We start from the raw sequence: 17,541 nt of genomic DNA, 5'->3' as shown, positions 1-17,541 counted from the left end.
CCACCTGGCCGGAGGCGTATTCTCCTTGTGAATACGGGCCTAAAGTCTTGTTTTGTTTACCGTGCGGAGCCTGCCACTCTGTGTTCAGGGTCCGGAGAAAGGAAGTGTGGGATGCGTCTTGTGGCATCAGGGATGTGTGTTCGGGGTTCCGCCTTGTGATACACGCATTGCGCGATCAGATAAAAGACATCCGCATCCATTAATCAGACAAAAGATTAAAGAGATACGCCTTGCGCAATAAAATTTGCGCGAGCCGGTTTCAGATATCCGCAGCGTGCAATCAGATCAAAGTGATGCGAGTTAAGATAAAAGATTTAAGCGATCCGCATTGTGAGAAATGTAATCGGTGAAGTGAGGAAGGTGATATGGGCTACGGAATACGCGTTGTATTGGTGTTGAACCGCAAGGGGGGATCGGGCAAGAGCACCCTCTGCCGCGCCCTGGCCTCTGCTGCTGCGGCCCGGGGAGAGACGGTCACGATCTTTGACACCGATGCCTCAAAATCCTGCCTCACGTGGATGCAGGCGGGAAAGGACGCAGGCAACTGGTCACCTTTGGTTGAAGTGATCCACACGCTGGATGCCCACCGGGTGGCAGAAGCCATCGGGCAGATCTATGAGCAACAAGATCAAGAGCATCTGATCCTGATCGACACCTTCGGCGGCGGATCAGAAGCGCAGGACGTTTTGGCAATCGCAGCGCACCGGATCATTTGCCCGATGATGCTGTCGCGGGGCGATCTGAGCGAGACGCTGGAAACTGCCAACTGGTACCTGAAGCTGCGCGGTCGGGTGGAAAAGCCAGACGAGCTTGCAGGGTTTTCTGTGTCGCTCAACCGGGTATCGGTGCGGGTATCAGAGACCGAGCGCGCGGTGGCCGAAGAGTTGTTCAGCTCCCTGCCCGCCCTTGAAGCCTACCTCGGAAACCGCGCCGCTTATGTTCGGATGGATCAGGAAGGGCTTCTCGGGGTGATTGCGGACAAGACGCCAAACCGGGCGCTTGCTGCGCATGTCCAGAGTGCCGTGAAGGAGGCAGGAGACCTTTTGGAAGAAATCGACCAGCTGATCCTCATCCCGGCGGAGATCGCATGATGGCGCAGCGCAAGGACATGATGCGGATCATTCGGCAGGACGCGGGGTTTTCGGCAAAGCTGGGGTTTGGCGGGAAAGCTGGCACGAGTGATGTGGCCGATTGGGCAAGCTCAGCGCCGCCGACTTCGGTTGAAGCCGTGGCAGAGCCGAAACCTTTGTCACCGGCGATTGAGGTAGCGGCTCCGCAAGGCGGCAACGCAGGCGAAGTTGGCGAACAGCGCATTGGCTTCAAAGAAAAGTCCCGGGACGAGGAAAAGGTCTTGGTCGCTGAAAACGGTTGGCATGCGAAGCCGACTGGTGTTGCCACGGGGTCAGCTGCGCGAGGGCATGTCGTCCATGTCGCGTTGTCGCTGACCACCCGGCAAGCTTTGCTGGCTGAAGAGTGGGCGACGGCTGCACGGTGCACCGTTCAGTTTCTGATCCGTCGCGTCGCTCAGGGTCTGCGCGATCAAGTCTTCGACGATTGGGAACGTGATGGGATGCCGGATGTCGAAGAATCCCGCGGCGCACGAGGCAAGCATCCCACAAGCGTGACCTTGACCTTGCGCCCGCAGTTCGCGGCGGACCTGGCAAAAATCCATGACCCGCTTGGCGTCCTTGGATTGGCGCGTGCCATTGGTCCAGCCTACCGCGCGCGGTTCCAGGATGCGTTCGACGCCGCTCTGGCCAAGGCGAAAATTCAGACAACAAACGAGGGAGACGAACAATGACCAGCACAGAAGCCCCTGCCCTCGAGCGCACCATCCCACCGTCTGAATTCGACGTCGGCACGCCCGTCGAATGGATGGTCGATCCGGATCGGCGCGAGACAATCCTCGGGGTGACCTATGAGTTCAGCCGAACCGGCGAGCGCAAGACCGTCTGGTACACGCCCAACAAGCGACGGGCGAAGGGGGCTCTGGTCGTGACCGATTTCGCGCCCGCGTAGCATCCGGGTGGAACGGATTGGCCGTTCCATGCTGATCTTCTTGCCTGAGGCAAAAGTCAGCTTCGAAGCGAAGCAATGAGGCCCGGCGGCTTGCGCCACCGGGCCTTGTCTGGCGAAGCTCAGCTTACGAACTGGTGCTCGCGGTTAACCAGTTCGGGGTCTTCGCCTTCACCAGCCTTCGGGCGGGAGAGGAAATCGGCCTTCTCGGCGATGATCTCGCAACCATAGCGGTCGACCCCGGCGGCATCGGTCCACTTGGCAACCGCATCACGATCGTGTTCAAGGCCGAAGCACAGCAAAACGCACTTTATGTCGCGTTGGTTGTGCGTGGGGGGCAGGACTCGATCACTGAAGGGGCGTCACGCAAAGGTTTCCGAGAAGCGCCATAATCAACCGCTTCTGATTTTGAGGTATCATGTGCAACGTTCCGAAGGGCCGACCACCTGCTACCGCCGACCTCGCGCAAAAGGCGGAAAGCAGACTGACGGCAATGCGGCATTGCAGGTGCCGAAATGCCGCGAAAGCGGTCACTCATGCAGCGCGAAGCGAGGCCAGTGCTTGGAAGAACGCAGCCATTCACGCCGCATGAACGCTGCCAGAGTCGAGACCTGCCACCCAATCTGCCAACGCATTGGTTTCACACGGCAGGCCTACGGCGAGACTTTGTGAGAACTGATGAAACGCAGGTAAGTTCAGTGCGTTGACACCAACAATCACAGGAATTCCGTAAGCGAGTGCGTCTGCAATCACCGTCCGGAAACCGCGACCTTCGGCTTCATGCTTGCCGAACTTGTTAACGATCAGTACGTCCGCGCCCTTTTCAAGACTGGCCGTTACCAGACCCACAGCTGTCTCGATCGCCGCCGGGTCAAGCCTGCAGCCGCGCGAGGCGCGGCCGAGGTCCTGGCTGATCCGCAGGACCGGTCCATCGGGCAAAACCCGAATATCCATGTCGCAGGGCCCCGTATCGCCACGCTCGGAGTTTATCTGGACCGTGCCACAGCAGCGAAGGCCGCGTGCTGCCAATACGTTCGCCAGCTTGAACAGGATCAGGTCGGTATCGCCCCGGCCCGCTGCCATTGTGTAAGCGAGGTTCATTCTGGGCCTCCTCAGGTCCGGCAGAAGGGTTGAAATTCGACGAGCGCGCCTGCGGGGAGGAAATCGCAGCCAGCAGGCAGAAAGATCAGACCGTCACTGTCAGGTAACGCGCAGACATGGGCGGAATGGGTTTCAGCATCAAACGTCACGACCTCGCGCCCGTGGCCATCAAAGCCCGTGCAGATCGCCGGGCGCAACTCGCAGCGTCCGGCCTTTCGTGAAATGTTCGCGCCCGTGACGACGTGGCGCCGGGCAGCCTGTCCGGCCTCGCCGGTCAATCTGGCAACCAACGCCGTTCCGAAAAGCTGCCAGGTCACGAAGGCAGACAATGGATTGCCCGGCAGGCCCAGCCAGGTTGAGCCCCGGACGCAGCCGAAGGACACCGGCTTACCTGGTTTGAGAGCAACGCCGCTGAAATGGATGTCACCGCCCAGGGCAAGCAGCGCCGGTTTGACGTGGTCCTCTTCGCCGACCGATATGCCGCCGGTGGTGATGACAAGGTCGGCACAGGCAGTCATCTCTGCCAACTGCAAAAACAACCCGTCACGGCTGTCTAGACCCTGTTCGACGGCGACAAGATCAAGATGGGGTTGCGTGAGGGCGGCGGACAACATGGGGGTATTTATGTCCCAGATCTGAGCGTCGGCACGCCCCGCACTGGCCGCGCGGATTTCATCCCCAGTCACCAAAAGCGCCACGCGCAATCGCCTGCGCGCAGGGATTGATCCCGCCCCGGCAGCAGCACAGGCGGCAATCGCGCGCGCGTCAAGACGCCGACCCTGATCCAGAACCGTGACGCCTGCTCCCATCTCGCTGCCCGCGTGGCGGATGTTGAGGCCGGGCTTCGGTCGCTGGTCGATGCGGATGGTGCTGCCGGTCAGTTTGACATCTTCCTGCATCACAACGGCATCCGCACCTTCAGGGACCTTCGCCCCGGTAAAAATGCGCGCGGCCTGCAGGCCGAAAAGCGGCACGGCCGAGGTCTGCCCCGCGGGAACCCGCGTGACAACATCAAGTGTCCACGGTCCGTCGCCCGACAGCGCCGCAGAGGCTAAGGCAAAGCCATCCATGGCGGCGTTGTCGAAAGGCGGGGACATGAAGCGAGACGTGACCGGTCCTGCCAGAATGCGCCCAAGCGCCCGGTCAAGCGGAATATCCTCCGCTCCATCGACGACGGCTGTGCGATCTGCGATCAGGGCCAGCGCCGCATCGATGGTGATCAACTTCTTTGCGACATCATGCCCTTCGCAGCCACAGCCGGACCGCGTTACTGGCTGCAGGATCGTCATTGCGCCCACTCCTCATTGAAATGCCCGGGGCCGATGCTGCAATCAAGGTCGCGCAAGAGGCCGTCCTTCAGCCCATAGATCAGCCCATGCACCCGACAGTTCGCACCGCGTGCCCAGGCCCGTTGCAGGATCGGCGTCTCGCCCACGCGGCGGACACCCTCGACCACGTTGAATTCCGCCAGACGGTCACGCCGCCCTTCCATATCTGGCTCGCGCCCCAGATCGACGGCATAGGCCCGCGCAAGCCGCCGGATCGGCTCCAGCCAGTGGTAGGTAAGTCCCTGCGGCAGACCTTCCGTTGCGGCTTTGACGCCGCCACAGCCGTAATGACCGCAGACGATAATCTCACGCACGGCTAGCACCTCGACCGCGAATTCCAGCGCCGACAGAAGGTTCATGTCCGACGAATGGACGATGTTGGCCACGTTTCGATGGACAAACACCTCGCCCGGATCAAGGCCCGCGACCACGTTGGCAGGAACCCGGCTGTCCGAGCAGCCGATCCAGAAGAATTCAGGCGCCTGCTGGGCTGCGAGGCGGGTAAAATAGCCCGGCTCCTGCGCCTGTCGCTTGGCCGACCAGTCCCGGTTGCGCTGCAGAACATCATTCAGCATTTAGGGGCTCCGCAAGGTGGGTCAGCCCCCGCCGCGCCCGCATATGTGCGGACAGCCTTGCCAGATCGGCTCGGGTCAGCCGGGCGCGGGCGATGGGCAACAGGATTGCGTTTTCGGCGACAAGATGACGGCGCACATGCCCCGCGAAGCTGGTCAGCATCGCACGTCCCTCGGCCGAAAGATCGGCCCCGGTATCGAGGCCCCCTGCCAGCGTGGCGCGCACATCGGGCATCAGGCGCAGGGCCGCATTCTGGTCGATCCTTATCCGGTTGATCGCATTTTCGATGCAGTCCTCGGCCGGGCAACGCTTGGCAAGAAGCGGGAACAGATCCTCGGCCTCATCGCGCAGATGCACGTTCAACTCTTCGTTCAGGAAGCGCAGCACGGTCAGCGCAGAAGGTCGGTCAAGGTGCGCGGCCAGCGCAATTGCGTCGATCACCGCGCAAATCTGGCGCTCGCGCAGATGATCTTCGCTGATGAAGTCGAGAGGCCGACCAAGAAGGCCGGGATGCGTCGGGGCGTCACCGCTACCGCGCCGCACTGGCTCTGCCGTCTTCATGATGCACCCTTTCGCGTGGCTCAGATCGGGGCAAGGCTTGCGCCCGTGATGGTCGCCGTCTTTGCCAGTGCTTCAATAAAATCCCGCGAAGCGCGTGCCCAACCGGCTTTCTCCAACGCCTGCGCGATCTTGGGGCGGACGGTGTCATAGGGCAGAACCTGCCCCTGCGCGGTGGCGTTCAGGCGGATGATGTGCCAGCCGTGCCGCGACATGACCGGGGCGGGTGTCATGCCGCCTTCGGACAGGCCGCGCAGCACCGCCTCGAACTCGGGCACGGTATCGCCGGGGCCAAGCTGGCCCAGATGCCCGCCCGCTGCCTTTGATCCGCAATCGCTTTCGCGGGCGGCGGTGGCAAAGCCTTTGGCGTCGCCCTTCAGACGCGCAAGGATCGCCTGCGCACGGGTCCCGGCCATGCTGGATTCACCCTCGTCGCGCGGATCGCAGGCGCACAGGATGTGCGAGACGTCCCACAACGGGGCCGAGCGATAGCGGCCGGGGTCGCGCGCCCATTTCGCGCGGATGGCTTCCTCAGTCACAGGCGCAATCGTCAGCGCCTCGTCCAGCAGGGCGCGGATCAAGGCTTCGTCCTCGGTCTCGACCCGGCCGGGGGCCAGTTCCTCGGGGTCTGGCACCAGCCCGCGCGCACGCGCCTCTTGCAGCAGCAGGGCCCGGATCGCCAACGCCTGCGCCGCCTTGCGCCAGGCGATGCCGGGCTTGTCCTTGGGTGCGGTGTGGTTTTGCGCCTCGGCGGCGATGACAGCCTGTGGGATGATCTCACCGTTCACGGTGACATCGGGGAAAAGGGCGATGTTCATGATGCTCAATCCGCCGGTGTTGTGACTTTGGGGCCGGGCTTGGCCTGCCGCGCGTCAAAGGCGCGGCGGCGTTCCTCCAGCGGGCGGCGGCGGCGCGACCGCACGATCTGATAGCCGGGCCGCGTGAGCAGATAGCGGAACGGGGCCGCGAAGCCGGACCAGATGTGCACCAGCCGGGTGAAGGGAAACAGCATGGTGATGATCAGGCCAAGGAAGATGTGCAGCTTGAACAGCCAGTGCACGTCAACCACCGTGACCCAGGCGTTCACGTTCCAGGTGACCACGCTTTGCGACCATTCCATGAAACGGATCATCTCCGCCCCATCCATGTGCTGAAGCGACTGGGTGATGGTCAGAAGGCCGATGGCTAGCTGCAACCAGATCAGGATCATGATCAGGACATCAAGGGTGGTTGAGGTGGCCCGGATACGCGGATCGGTCAACCGCCGGTGAATCAGCATCGTGCCACCGATCAATGCGGCAAGCCCAGCCGGGCCACCGATCAGCACAGCCATCCACTGCTTCAGCCCATAGGGAACCCCTAACGCATCCAGCACCCAGACCGGCGTGAACAGCCCCACAAGGTGGCCGAAGAACACCGTCAGGATACCGGCGTGGAACAGGATTGACCCCCAGATCAGCTGCTTGCGGCGCAGAAGCTGACTGGACGAGCTTTTCCAGGTGAAGGGGTCGCGTTCATAGCGCGCGATGGACCCAACAAGGAACACCGTCAGAGCGACATAGGGCATGACCCCGAAGATGGTGAAGTTGATGTCGAAACCTTCGAACATGTCATGCGCTCCTGTTCATTGCGGCGGGGGCCGGTTTCAGGGAGGGTGCGGGTGTGTCCATCAGTGCCAGCATGTCGCGGACCTGTGGGCATCCCGCGTTCGGGTCGGGGCCGAAGGTGACTTCGGTCTCTTCCCAAACGGCGTCGAGTGCCTCGAGGTCGGTGGGATCATCGTCCGGTTGCGCCAGCATTCCGGCCAGCGCGTCGGCATCCACCTGCACGTTGGCCAGCTGGGACAAAGCGGCGAACGCGGCGTCATATCCGCTGCCACGCCGCACCAGACGGATGCCAAGCGCGTCGAAGATATGGGCCGCGTCCGCCAAGGTTTCCTGTACTTCTGGGAAGGGACGCGTCGACAGGAATTCCAAAAGCACCGGCAGGTGGTCGGGCAGTTCGGTGGTGGCGGGTTCGAACCCGCCACTACGATATGTCTCGATCAGGCTGACCATCGCGCCACCCCGATCACGGCTTTCGCCATGAACATGCTCGAACAGGTTCAGCGACAGCGTGCGCGAGCGGTCGAACAGCATCACATAGCTTTCCTGAACATCGAACAGGTCGCCTTGCCCGATGTCATGGGTAAGCCGTTGCAGCGCCAGACGGTTTGGCGTCGACAGCCGTAGGTCAGAGGCCAGAATAGCCCCGATTTCGGGCATCGCCTCTTGAAGTTCCGCCGTCGGATAGCTGAGTGTCAGCGACAACGCCTTTAGTGTGCGGTCCATCATCAGAATGACTCCAGCGGAAGGGCAAAGGATTTCTTCTTGCCACCAAACATGGTCGTCTTGCCGGTCTCGCCGCCGGAACACCCGTTGCCATCGGTGAACCCACAGCCGCCACGGATGTCGGCGCCTGCTTCGTTCTGTTCGCGGTGCGCGGTTGGGATAGCGAAGCGGTCCTCGTAATCCGCGATGGCCATGATCTTGTACATGTCCTCGATCATCCGGCCCGACATGCCGACGCGGGCGGCAATGCCTTCATCACGCACGCCGTCCACGGTCAGCGCCCGCATGTAGAGACGCATTGCCGACATCCGTTCCAGCGCGTGAACGATGGGTTCTTCATCCCCCGACGTCAGCATGTTGGCGAGGTACTTGACCGGGATGCGCAAGCTGCGCACGTCGGGCATCTGGTCGCTCATCGCGATTTGCCCCGCCTGGGCCGCGTTCTGGATCGGCGAAAGCGGCGGGATGTACCAGACCATAGGCAGGGTCCGGTATTCGGGATGGAGCGGGAAGGCGACCTTCCACTCCATCGCCATTTTCCAGATCGGGCTGATCTTGGCGCTTTCGATCCAGTCTTCCGGCACGCCATCGCGGCGGGCTGCGGCGATCACCTCGGGGTCGTTCGGGTCAAGGAACACGTCCAGCTGCGCGCCGTAAAGGTCGGTCTCACGCTCTGAACTAGCCGCCGCCTCGATCTTGTCGGCGTCATAAAGGATGACGCCCAGATAGCGGATGCGCCCGACACAGGTTTCCGAACAGACCGTCGGCTGGCCCGATTCAATGCGCGGATAGCAAAAGGTGCATTTCTCGGATTTGCCGGTATCCCAGTTGTAATAGACCTTCTTGTAGGGACAGCCCGAGATGCACATCCGCCAGCCCCGGCATTTTTCCTGGTCGATCAGGACGATGCCGTCTTCCTCACGCTTGTAGATCGCGCCCGAGGGGCAAGAGGCGGAACAGGTCGGGTTCAGGCAATGCTCGCACAGGCGGGGCAGATACATCATGAAGGTATTCTCATACTCTCCATAGATCTGCTTCTGGATGTTTTCGAAGTTGTAGTCCTTGGACCGCTTCGAGAATTCGCCGCCGAGGATTTCCTCCCAGTTCGGGCCCTTTTCGATCTTCTCCATCCGTTCGCCGGTGATCTTGGACCGGGGGCGCGCGGTGGGAAAGGCGTTCATGTCGGGCGCGGATTTCAGGTGGTCGTAGTCGAAATCGAACGGCTCATAGTAGTCGTCGATTTCCGGCATGTCAGGGTTGGCGAAGATATTCGCCAGAATCCGCCACTTGCTTCCCTGTTTCGGGTGCAGCTTGCCGGAACGGGAGCGCACCCAGCCGCCGTTCCAGCGCTTCTGGTTTTCCCAGTCGGTCGGATAGCCGGTGCCAGGCTTGGTTTCGACGTTGTTGAACCAGGCGTATTCAACGCCTTCACGGCTGGTCCAGACATTCTTGCAGGTGACCGAGCAGGTGTGACACCCGATGCATTTGTCGAGGTTCAGAACCTTGCCGATTTGCGCGCGCACTCTCATTCTGCGGCCTCCACGTTGCGGGTTGCAGGTATATCCAGCCAGTCGATCTTCTTCATCTTGCGAACGACGACGAACTCGTCGCGGTTGCTGCCCACGGTGCCGTAGTAGTTGAAGCCGTAGGACAGTTGCGCATAACCGCCGATCATGTGCGTGGGTTTCAGCGTGGTGCGGGTGACCGAGTTGTGGATGCCGCCGCGGTTGCCGGTCTTTTCCGATCCGGGCGTGTTCACGATCTTTTCCTGCGCGTGATACATGAACAGCGTGCCCTGCTTGATCCGCTGAGACACCACCACCCGCGCGGTCAGCGCGCCGTTGATGTTGTAGGCCTCGACCCAGTCGTTATCGACCAGCCCGGCCTTCTGCGCATCCACCTCGGACATCCAGACCACCGGCCCGCCCCGGTTCAGCGTCAGCATCAGCAGGTTGTCGGTATAGGTGCTGTGGATGCCCCATTTCTGGTGGGGGGTGATGAAGTTCAGCACGACATGCGGATTGCCCTCGGCGGCGTCGTTGTTGACAGCCTTGGTGATGGTCTTCAGGTCCACTGGCGGGCGATAGCTGACGAAGCCTTCGCCAAAGGCCCGCATCCACAGGTGATCCTGATAAAGCTGCTGGCGGCCAGTCAGAGTGCGCCACGGGATCAGCTCATGCACATTGGTATAGCCGGCATTGTAGCAAACCTCCTCGCTTTCGATGCCCGACCATGTGGGCGACGAGATGATCTTGCGCGGTTGCGCCGCGATGTCGCGGAAGCGGATCTTGGTATGGTGCGCGCCTTCGGCCAGATGGGCATGATGGCGGCCTGTCGGTTTTTCCAGCTCTTCCCATGCCTTGACGGCCACTTCGCCGTTGGTTTCGGGCGCCAGCATCAGGATCATTTCCGCCGCGTCGATGGCGGTTTCCAGCTTGGCCATCCCCTGAGACACGCCCGCGTCCAACACCACGCCATTCAGGTCGCGCAGGTGCTTCACCTCGACCTTGGTATCCCAGGTGATGCCCTTGCCGCCATTGCCCAAGCGTTCAAGCAATGGCCCCACCGAGGTGAACTTCTTGTAAAGGTTGGGGTAATCCCGCTCCACCGCGATATAGTTAGGCGCGGTCTTGCCGGGGATCAGATCACATTCGCCCTTCTTCCAGTCGCGCACATGCGCCTGCGCCAGTTCACCGGGGGTATCGTGCAGCAACGGAAGCTGGACGATATCTGTCTCCACCCCCAGCACCTCGGGCGCCACTTCCGAGAATTTGCGGGCAATCGCCTTGAAGATCTCCCAGTCGGATTTGCTTTCATAAGCCGGGTCCACCGCCGCCTGCAGCGGATGGATGAACGGGTGCATGTCGGACGTGTTCAGATCGTCCTTTTCATACCAGCTGGCGGTCGGCAGCACGATGTCGGAATAGACCGCCGTGGTGGACATGCGGAAGTCGATGCAGACCAGCAGGTCAAGCTTGCCCTGCGGCGCCTTGTCGTGCCAGACGGCCTCTTTCGGCATCACGCCGCCTTCCTCGCCCAGATCCTTGCCCAGCACGCCATGATCGGTGCCCAACAGGTGCTTGAGGAAATATTCATGGCCCTTGCCACTGGACCCCAGCAGGTTCGACCGCCAGACGAACAGGTTGCGCGGCCAGTTTTCCGGCGCATCCGGATCTTCGCAGGACATCTGCAGACCGCCGGATTTGAGCTGTTCAGCCACATAGGCCGGAATTGCCTTGCCCGCCGCCTTGGCCGCCTTCGCCACCTCCAGCGGGTTGGTTTTCAACTGCGGCGCAGACGGCAGCCAGCCCATGCGTTCGGCGCGGATGTTGTAGTCGATCAGGGAAACATCCCAATCGCCTTCGGGGGCGGTTGGCGACAGGATCTCGCCCGCGCGCAGCGTCTCATACCGCCATTGGTCGGTATGGGCATACCAGGCGCTGGTCGAGTTCATGTGCCGGGGCGGGCGATTCCAGTCCAGCGCGAAGGCCAGCGGCTGCCAGCCGGTCTGCGGGCGCAGTTTTTCCTGCCCCACATAATGCGACCAGCCGCCGCCCTCTTGCCCGATGCACCCGCACATCACCAGCATGTTGATGATGCCGCGATAGGCCATGTCCATGTGATACCAGTGGTTCAGACCGGCCCCGAGGATGACCATCGACTTGCCACGGGTCTTTTCGGCATTGCCCGCAAATTCCCGCGCCACGGCGATGATCTTTTCGCGCGCCACGCCGGTGATCTTTTCCGCCCAGGCGGGGGTATAGGGGCTGTCGTCGTCAAAGCTTCTGGACACCCAGGTGCCGCCAAGGCCACGGTCAAGGCCGTAATTCGCGCAGAACAGGTCGAACACCGTGGCGACCAGCGCCTCTTGGCCATCAGCCAGAAGGACGCGGCGCACGGGGATGTTGCGGGTCAGCACCTCGGGGTGATCGCATTTCACGAAATCCCCGGTCGCGGCACCGCCGAAATACGGGAAATCGACGCCAACGATCGCGTCGTGATCCCCGTCAAGGATCTGGCTCAGGCGCAGCTGGGTCTCGGCCCCGGTCGCCCGCTCTTCGAGATTCCACTTGCCCTCTTCGCCCCAGCGAAAGCCGATAGATCCGTTGGGGGCGACGATCTGGCCCGAAGCCCTGTCATAAGCAACGGTCTTCCAGTCGGGGCTGTTGGTCTCGCCCAGCTTGCCGTCAAAATCATCGGCCCGCAGCATCCGACCCGGCACCAGATGCCCGTCCTTGTCCTCCAGCCGCACCAGCATCGGCATGTCGGTGTATTTGCGGGCGTAATCCTCGAAATACGCGGCCTGCCGGTCCAGATGGAACTCGCGCAGGATGACGTGGCCCATCGCCATCGCCAGTGCCGCATCCGTCCCGGCCTGCGGGTTCAGCCAGATGTCGCCAAACTTTGCCGCTTCCGAATAGTCCGGGCTGACCACGGCGGATTTTGTGCCGCGATACCGGACCTCTGTGTAGAAATGCGCGTCGGGCGTGCGGGTCTGCGGCACGTTCGACCCCCACAGCATCAGAAAGCCCGCATTGTACCAATCGGCCGATTCCGGCACGTCGGTCTGTTCGCCCCAGGTCTGGGGGGATGCGGGCGGCAGGTCGCAGTACCAATCGTAGAACGACATGCAGGTGCCACCGAGAAGCGACAGATAGCGCGAACCGGCGGCATAGCTGACCATCGACATGGCCGGAATCGGTGAGAAGCCGAACACCCGGTCGGGGCCATAGGTCTTGGCGGTGTAGGCGTTGGCCGCCGCGATGATTTCGGTCGCCTCATCCCAGGTGGCGCGCACGAAACCGCCCTTGCCGCGCGTCTTGGTATAGCTCGCGCGCAGCACCGGATCGTTCTGGATCGCGGCCCAGGCGGCGACCGGCGTCATCGTGGGGCGCATCTTGCGCCAGGCCCGCATCAGAGCGCCACGGATCAGCGGGTTCTTCACCCGGTTGGCAGAGTAAAGATACCAGCTGTAGGACGCGCCCCGCGCACAGCCGCGCGGTTCGTGGTTGGGCAGGCCCGCCCGGGTGCGGGGATAATCGGTCTGCTGCGTCTCCCAGGTCACGATGCCGGATTTGACGTAGATTTTCCACGAACAGGACCCGGTGCAGTTCACCCCGTGGGTCGAGCGGACGATCTTGTCGTGCCGCCAGCGGTTTCTGTAGACGTCTTCCCAATCCCGGTTTTCGCGTGTGGTCTGGCCCCAGCCGTCCGAGAATTGCTCAAGCTCTTTGCTTTGGAAGAAGTTCAATCTGTCGAGAAGGTGGCTCATCGTGGCGTCCTTTCGTTATTCTGCGGGATGGGCGGCGGCAGGGGTCACACGGCCGCGCTCGATGTCATGGAGAAGCCCGCCGGGGCGCGTGTAGACGACCCAGGTGATGGCAAGGCACAGCACGTAAAAGATCAGGAACAGCCACAGCGCGCCGATGGGGCTGCCGGTCATGGCGATCGACGATCCGTAGGCCTTGGGGATGAAGAACCCGCCGTAAGCCCCGATGGCGCTGGTGAAGGCGACGATCCCGCCCGATTCCATGGCGATCTGGCGGGCGCAGTCGGCACCGGTCAGTTGTGGCATCAGGCGCGGCACTTCACGGCCCATGATGACCGGGATCATCTGGAAGGTGGAGGCGTTGCCCACCCCGGTGAAGAAGAACAGCGCCATGAAGCCCGCGAAGAACCCGGCAAAAGACCCGGCCTGCAGCGACAGGATCACGGCCAGAACACTGACGATCATACCCACGAACACCCAGAAGGTGACGCGCCCGCCGCCGAAGCGGTCAGATACCCAGCCCGTGCCTGCACGCGACAGCGCACCAACCAGCGGACCGAGGAAGACGTATTGCAGGGCGTTGATATCGGGGAAGGCGATCCGGCTGAGTAGCGGAAAGCCAGCCGAATAGCCGATGAAGCTGCCGAAAGTGCCGATATACAGGGCGCACATCAGCCAGTTGTGAGTGCGCCCGAAGATCACCGACTGCTGGGCAAAGCTGGCCTTGGCATCGGCGATGTCGTTCATACCCAGCCATGCGACGACGGTCGAGATCAGGATGAACGGCACCCAGATGAACCCGGCATTCTGCATCCACAAGCTGGCACCGGTTTCAGCCACAGTTTGCGGCGCACCACCCACGGTGCCGAACACGCCCACGGTGATGACCAGCGGCACGAGGAACTGCATGACACTGACGCCAAGGTTCCCCAGCCCCGCGTTCAGGGCCAGCGCATTTCCCTTTTCGGCCTTGGGAAAGAAGTAGCCGATATTCGCCATGCTGGAGGCGAAGTTGGCCCCGCCCAAGCCGCAAAGCAGCGCCAGCACCAAGAAGATGAAGTAGGGGGTTTCGGGGTTCTGCACGGCATAGCCGATGCCGATGGCAGGCAGCATCAGCGAGGCCGTGGACAGCGTCGTCCAAAGCCGCCCGCCAAAGATCGGCACCATGAAGCCATAGAAGATGCGCAGCGTGGCGCCCGACAGGGCGGGCAGGGCTGCTAGCCAGAACAGTTGCTCCGGGGTGAAGGCAAAGCCGATCAGCGGCAGCTTGGCCACGACCATCGACCAGACCATCCAGACCGAGAAAGCCAGAAGCAGCGCCGGGATCGAGATCCACAGGTTGCGGCGCGCGACGGCACGGCCCTTGTCGGTCCAGAACTGCGGCTCTTCCGGACGCCAGTCTTCCAGCACGCGCGGCATGGTCGTGCGCTCGGGATGGTGGATGGACTGCATTTCAGGCAGTTGCGGCAGGCGGTCCAGAACCTCGCCATGGGCGGCGCGTTCCATTGCCCGGACCGACAGGTGCATCCACATCAGCGCAATGCCGACCAGCACGAACAGGAGCGCGAAACACGAGGTGTAGATGCCCGTCAGATCCAGCAGGGCACCGAAGGCGATGGGCAGGGCAAAGCCGCCAAGACCGCCGATCATGCCGACCAAGCCGCCGACCGCGCCGACATTGTTGGGGTAATAGACCGGGATGTGCTTGAACACCGCCGCCTTTCCGAGGCTCATGAAAAAGCCGAGTGCGAAGAGCGTGACGATGAACGGCCAAAGGCCCATGCTGGTCGAAAAGGAGATCAGGCCCTCCTTGCCCTGGATAACGTAGTCCGTCGGCGGATAGGACAGCATGAACAGGAACAGCATGGAAAAGCCGAAGGTCCAGTACATGACCGACCGCGCGCCGAACTTGTCCGACAGGTGCCCGCCATAGGCGCGAAACAACGAGGCAGAGAGACTGAACGAGGCCGCAGCCATGCCCGCCGTGCGGACATCAACGGCATAGACGTCGATCAGGTAGTGCGGCAGCCACAGCGCCAGCGCCACGAAGGCGCCAAAGACGAAGAAGTAGTAAAGTGAGAAGCGCCAGACCTGCAGATTCTTCAGTGGCGCGAACTGCTGGGCAAAGCCGGGGGCTTTGGCCCCCGTCCGGCGCCGTTCGACCAGCGCCGGGTCATCCTTGGCAAAGACGAAGAAGATCACCCCCATCAGGGCTAGTGCCGCCGCCCAGACGTTGGCCACGCCCTGCCAACCATAGGCCACCATCACGAAGGGCGCCACGAACTTGGTCACCGCAGCGCCGATGTTGCCTGCCCCGAAGATGCCCAGAGCCGTGCCCTGATGGCCCGCGTCGTACCAGCGGCTGACATAGGCCACGCCGATGATGAAAGACCCGCCGGCAAGGCCGACACCTAGCGCTGCGACCAGATACATGATGTAGGTGTCCGCGAAGGTCAGGGCCCATGTGGCCAAAGCCGCAAGGATCATCTGCGCTGAAAACACCAGCCGTCCGCCGTATTTCTCGGTCCAGACGCCGAGGAAGATGCGGGTCAGTGACCCTGTCAGGATCGGCGTGGCGACCAGCAGGCCGAACTGGGTGTCGTTCAGGCCCAGCTCGCCCTTGATGGCGACGCCGATGATGGAAAAAATCGTCCAGACCGCGAAACAGGCAGTAAAGGCGATGGTACTCAGGCCCAGAGCGCGGTTCTGATCGGCGCGCGAGGCGGTGGCGTGGGACTGCATGGCAGGGGCCTCCGGCAGGAATGGTGTGATCACCCCGAGGCGGGGATTGGCACCAGACCTGCGGCCAAGGCGGCCCAATGAGTTTGATCTAGATCACATATCACAAAATGTGCTGCGAAATAAATGAGTTATCGGAAATTGTCATCTGCGCGCGCAGGCTTGGTCAAGAGCAATTCTGCGCCGATCCATTCACCGCTTGACAAATATCAAGCGTCGAATGGATGCTGGCGTCGACCGACAAGGGAGTGCAGCCATGCCAGAACAGCATTACCCCGAAGTTAGGGCACTTGGCCTGTTTTCAGGAATGACGGATGAGAATTTCTTTGCCCTGATGCGGGGAGCTTACGTGCAGAACTTCCCCCCGCAGATCGAATTGATCAGCGAGGGCGAGCCGAGTGATTTCCTGCACGTCGTCTTATCGGGATCGGTCGATCTGTTTTCGCAATGGAACGGGCGCGACACCAGCCTTGCCACTGTACGGCCGATTGCGACGTTTATCCTTGCTGCCACGATCAAGAACGCCCCCTATCTGATGTCGGCGCGAACACTGGAGAAAAGCCGAATTGTCCTGATCCCCAGTCAGGATGTGCGTGCCATCTTCGACGTGGACGGCAACTTTGCACGTGCGATCGTGACAGAGCTTGCGCAGTGCTATCGCTCGGTCATCAAGTCGCAAAAGGACCTCAAGCTGCGAACCTCGCTTGAACGGTTGGCGAACTATCTTTTGCGGCAGCAGAAGCGCGCTGGTGGCAATGCGGCCTTTGATCTGGACTTCGAAAAGCGCAGACTTGCTTCCGTACTTGGGATGACGCCCGAAAACCTGAGCCGCGCGTTCAAGGGGTTGCTGCCTTATGGTGTGGCAGTCGAGGGCACACGGATCACTATAAATGATCAGACGGACCTGGAACGATTTGCCAAGCCCAATCCGCTGATTGACGATTTTTCGACCTGACGCTCAGGGCAACGGGCTGACGCCGATCAGAGCCGGATGCAGCCAGATCAGCGTGGCATAAAAGATAATGCCCGCGACCAGACGCAAGGCATCGTCGCCGGTCAGGGATGGCGGCCAAAGTGGGGTGCGGGCGACGTCGCTGCGCAGCTTTTGCCATGTGTCTCCCATCTCGCGCTGCTGCCTGTGGTCAACAAGGCGCGTGCCAAGGATTGCAAAGATGGCAAAGGTGCAAAACAGGATCAGATGCGCCAGATCCCCATTCGGCACGGCATGGGCGGTTGCCCACAGCGCCAGAGCCAGAAGCAGGGGGTGGCGGTGCAAACGAACGATACCAGGGCGGGCGGGGTCGAAATTGGCATTCCGCGCGCCGCCAAAGGAGAACGGATTGGGCCGCGCGATGGCCAGCGCCAGGATCAGGCAAACCGGCAACATGGCCACCAGCGGCACATAGAGCTGCCAAGGCGCCCAGTTCCACAGCGGCACAAAAGGCGCCCGGCCCGCTACAACGATTAGCCATGCCAACGCGGCCAGAGACAGGGCGGAATAGGCCAGGGTAAAGCCCCGCGGCCCAAGTGCTGCCTGCAACATCGGTCGCAAGGGGGGCCGCACCGGCAGGGAATGGGTTATGAAGAACCCGGCATACCCTGCGGCAAATTCCAGCCAGCCCACGAT

The 17,541-nt window shown here is 61.9% G+C and carries 15 protein-coding genes and 1 pseudogene; 4 read left to right on the top strand and 12 right to left on the bottom strand.

Going from position 1 to position 17,541, the window contains the following annotated elements; all coding sequences use genetic code 11:
- Positions 1 to 365: 365 nt before the first annotated feature.
- From BMX43_RS16460 to BMX43_RS16450, 3 genes are read left to right on the top strand one after another with little or no spacing between them, the layout of a single operon-like run.
- Complete coding sequence (locus BMX43_RS16460; RefSeq protein ID WP_091303251.1) at positions 366 to 1,091, top strand: nucleotide-binding protein; 726 nt, start codon at positions 366 to 368, stop codon at positions 1,089 to 1,091.
- Positions 1,091 to 1,801, top strand: coding sequence for a hypothetical protein (locus tag BMX43_RS16455; RefSeq protein WP_139201601.1), 711 nt, complete (start codon positions 1,091 to 1,093; stop codon positions 1,799 to 1,801). The genes BMX43_RS16460 and BMX43_RS16455 overlap by 1 nt, the downstream gene beginning before the upstream one ends.
- Positions 1,798 to 2,019, top strand: coding sequence for a hypothetical protein (locus tag BMX43_RS16450; protein ID WP_091303249.1), 222 nt, complete (start codon positions 1,798 to 1,800; stop codon positions 2,017 to 2,019). The genes BMX43_RS16455 and BMX43_RS16450 overlap by 4 nt, the downstream gene beginning before the upstream one ends.
- A gap of 119 nt (positions 2,020 to 2,138) precedes the next feature.
- Here BMX43_RS16450 and BMX43_RS20020 read toward each other — a convergent pair.
- From BMX43_RS20020 to BMX43_RS16395, 11 genes and pseudogenes are all read right to left on the bottom strand, one after another.
- Positions 2,139 to 2,303 (bottom strand): annotated as a pseudogene (locus tag BMX43_RS20020) (single-stranded DNA-binding protein); the annotation flags it as partial.
- Between the two features lie 292 nt (positions 2,304 to 2,595).
- Positions 2,596 to 3,117 (bottom strand): DUF2478 domain-containing protein, encoded by a 522-nt coding sequence (locus BMX43_RS16440; protein WP_091303248.1) that lies wholly within the window; start codon positions 3,115 to 3,117, stop codon positions 2,596 to 2,598.
- Between the two features lie 11 nt (positions 3,118 to 3,128).
- Positions 3,129 to 4,406, bottom strand: a complete 1,278-nt coding sequence (locus BMX43_RS16435) for a molybdopterin molybdotransferase MoeA (RefSeq protein ID WP_091303247.1) — start codon at positions 4,404 to 4,406, stop codon at positions 3,129 to 3,131.
- Positions 4,403 to 5,020 (bottom strand): carbonic anhydrase, encoded by a 618-nt coding sequence (locus tag BMX43_RS16430; RefSeq protein WP_091303271.1) that lies wholly within the window; start codon positions 5,018 to 5,020, stop codon positions 4,403 to 4,405. The genes BMX43_RS16435 and BMX43_RS16430 overlap by 4 nt, the downstream gene beginning before the upstream one ends.
- Positions 5,010 to 5,579 carry a hemerythrin domain-containing protein gene (locus BMX43_RS16425; RefSeq protein WP_091303246.1) on the bottom strand — a complete coding sequence of 190 codons (570 nt, stop codon included), beginning with the start codon at positions 5,577 to 5,579 and terminating at the stop codon, positions 5,010 to 5,012. Before BMX43_RS16425 ends, BMX43_RS16430 begins: the two co-directional genes overlap by 11 nt.
- Positions 5,580 to 5,599: 20 nt before the next feature.
- The gene (locus BMX43_RS16420) at positions 5,600 to 6,394 is read right to left on the bottom strand and encodes a peptidylprolyl isomerase (protein WP_091303245.1); all 795 of its coding nucleotides are present in this window, start codon (positions 6,392 to 6,394) and stop codon (positions 5,600 to 5,602) included.
- A gap of 5 nt (positions 6,395 to 6,399) precedes the next feature.
- Positions 6,400 to 7,185 (bottom strand): respiratory nitrate reductase subunit gamma, encoded by a 786-nt coding sequence (narI, locus tag BMX43_RS16415; protein ID WP_091303244.1) that lies wholly within the window; start codon positions 7,183 to 7,185, stop codon positions 6,400 to 6,402.
- Between the two features lies 1 nt (position 7,186).
- Positions 7,187 to 7,906: a nitrate reductase molybdenum cofactor assembly chaperone gene (narJ, locus tag BMX43_RS16410; RefSeq protein ID WP_091303243.1), complete on the bottom strand. Its 720-nt coding sequence runs from the start codon at positions 7,904 to 7,906 to the stop codon at positions 7,187 to 7,189.
- A gap of 2 nt (positions 7,907 to 7,908) precedes the next feature.
- Positions 7,909 to 9,435 carry a nitrate reductase subunit beta gene (gene narH, locus BMX43_RS16405; protein WP_091303242.1) on the bottom strand — a complete coding sequence of 509 codons (1,527 nt, stop codon included), beginning with the start codon at positions 9,433 to 9,435 and terminating at the stop codon, positions 7,909 to 7,911.
- On the bottom strand, positions 9,432 to 13,178 hold the full coding sequence (locus BMX43_RS16400) for a nitrate reductase subunit alpha (RefSeq protein ID WP_091303241.1): 3,747 nt from the start codon (positions 13,176 to 13,178) through the stop codon (positions 9,432 to 9,434). The genes narH and BMX43_RS16400 overlap by 4 nt, the downstream gene beginning before the upstream one ends.
- A 15-nt stretch (positions 13,179 to 13,193) precedes the next feature.
- A complete protein-coding gene (locus BMX43_RS16395) occupies positions 13,194 to 15,917 on the bottom strand; it encodes a nitrate/nitrite transporter (RefSeq protein WP_091303240.1) in 2,724 nt (907 codons plus the stop codon).
- A 253-nt stretch (positions 15,918 to 16,170) separates the two neighbouring features.
- Between BMX43_RS16395 and BMX43_RS16390 the strand changes: the two genes are divergently transcribed.
- On the top strand, positions 16,171 to 16,869 hold the full coding sequence (locus tag BMX43_RS16390) for a cyclic nucleotide-binding domain-containing protein (protein ID WP_091303239.1): 699 nt from the start codon (positions 16,171 to 16,173) through the stop codon (positions 16,867 to 16,869).
- A gap of 3 nt (positions 16,870 to 16,872) precedes the next feature.
- Here BMX43_RS16390 and BMX43_RS16385 read toward each other — a convergent pair whose 3' ends face one another.
- Entirely contained in the window at positions 16,873 to 17,538 is a 666-nt protein-coding gene (locus tag BMX43_RS16385) for an NnrU family protein (protein ID WP_217643973.1), read from the bottom strand.
- Positions 17,539 to 17,541: the final 3 nt, after the last annotated feature.

Origin of the sequence: Gemmobacter aquatilis, from assembly GCF_900110025.1 — a bacterium.
Classification (GTDB): domain Bacteria; phylum Pseudomonadota; class Alphaproteobacteria; order Rhodobacterales; family Rhodobacteraceae; genus Gemmobacter; species Gemmobacter aquatilis.
This window is presented reverse-complemented; position numbering and strand designations above follow the sequence as displayed.

Bases quoted from the DNA above. Each gene is read 5' to 3' on its own strand.
- BMX43_RS16460 (WP_091303251.1), top strand. From the start codon at position 366: ATGGGCTACGGAATACGCGTTGTATTGGTGTTGAACCGCAAGGGGGGA.
- BMX43_RS16455 (WP_139201601.1), top strand. From the start codon at position 1,091: ATGGCGCAGCGCAAGGACATGATGCGGATCATTCGGCAGGACGCGGGG.
- BMX43_RS16450 (WP_091303249.1), top strand. From the start codon at position 1,798: ATGACCAGCACAGAAGCCCCTGCCCTCGAGCGCACCATCCCACCGTCT.
- BMX43_RS16440 (WP_091303248.1), bottom strand. From the start codon at position 3,117: ATGAACCTCGCTTACACAATGGCAGCGGGCCGGGGCGATACCGACCTG.
- BMX43_RS16435 (WP_091303247.1), bottom strand. From the start codon at position 4,406: ATGACGATCCTGCAGCCAGTAACGCGGTCCGGCTGTGGCTGCGAAGGG.
- BMX43_RS16430 (WP_091303271.1), bottom strand. From the start codon at position 5,020: ATGCTGAATGATGTTCTGCAGCGCAACCGGGACTGGTCGGCCAAGCGA.
- BMX43_RS16425 (WP_091303246.1), bottom strand. From the start codon at position 5,579: ATGAAGACGGCAGAGCCAGTGCGGCGCGGTAGCGGTGACGCCCCGACG.
- BMX43_RS16420 (WP_091303245.1), bottom strand. From the start codon at position 6,394: ATGAACATCGCCCTTTTCCCCGATGTCACCGTGAACGGTGAGATCATC.
- narI (WP_091303244.1), bottom strand. From the start codon at position 7,185: ATGTTCGAAGGTTTCGACATCAACTTCACCATCTTCGGGGTCATGCCC.
- narJ (WP_091303243.1), bottom strand. From the start codon at position 7,906: ATGGACCGCACACTAAAGGCGTTGTCGCTGACACTCAGCTATCCGACG.
- narH (WP_091303242.1), bottom strand. From the start codon at position 9,435: ATGAGAGTGCGCGCGCAAATCGGCAAGGTTCTGAACCTCGACAAATGC.
- BMX43_RS16400 (WP_091303241.1), bottom strand. From the start codon at position 13,178: ATGAGCCACCTTCTCGACAGATTGAACTTCTTCCAAAGCAAAGAGCTT.
- BMX43_RS16395 (WP_091303240.1), bottom strand. From the start codon at position 15,917: ATGCAGTCCCACGCCACCGCCTCGCGCGCCGATCAGAACCGCGCTCTG.
- BMX43_RS16390 (WP_091303239.1), top strand. From the start codon at position 16,171: ATGCCAGAACAGCATTACCCCGAAGTTAGGGCACTTGGCCTGTTTTCA.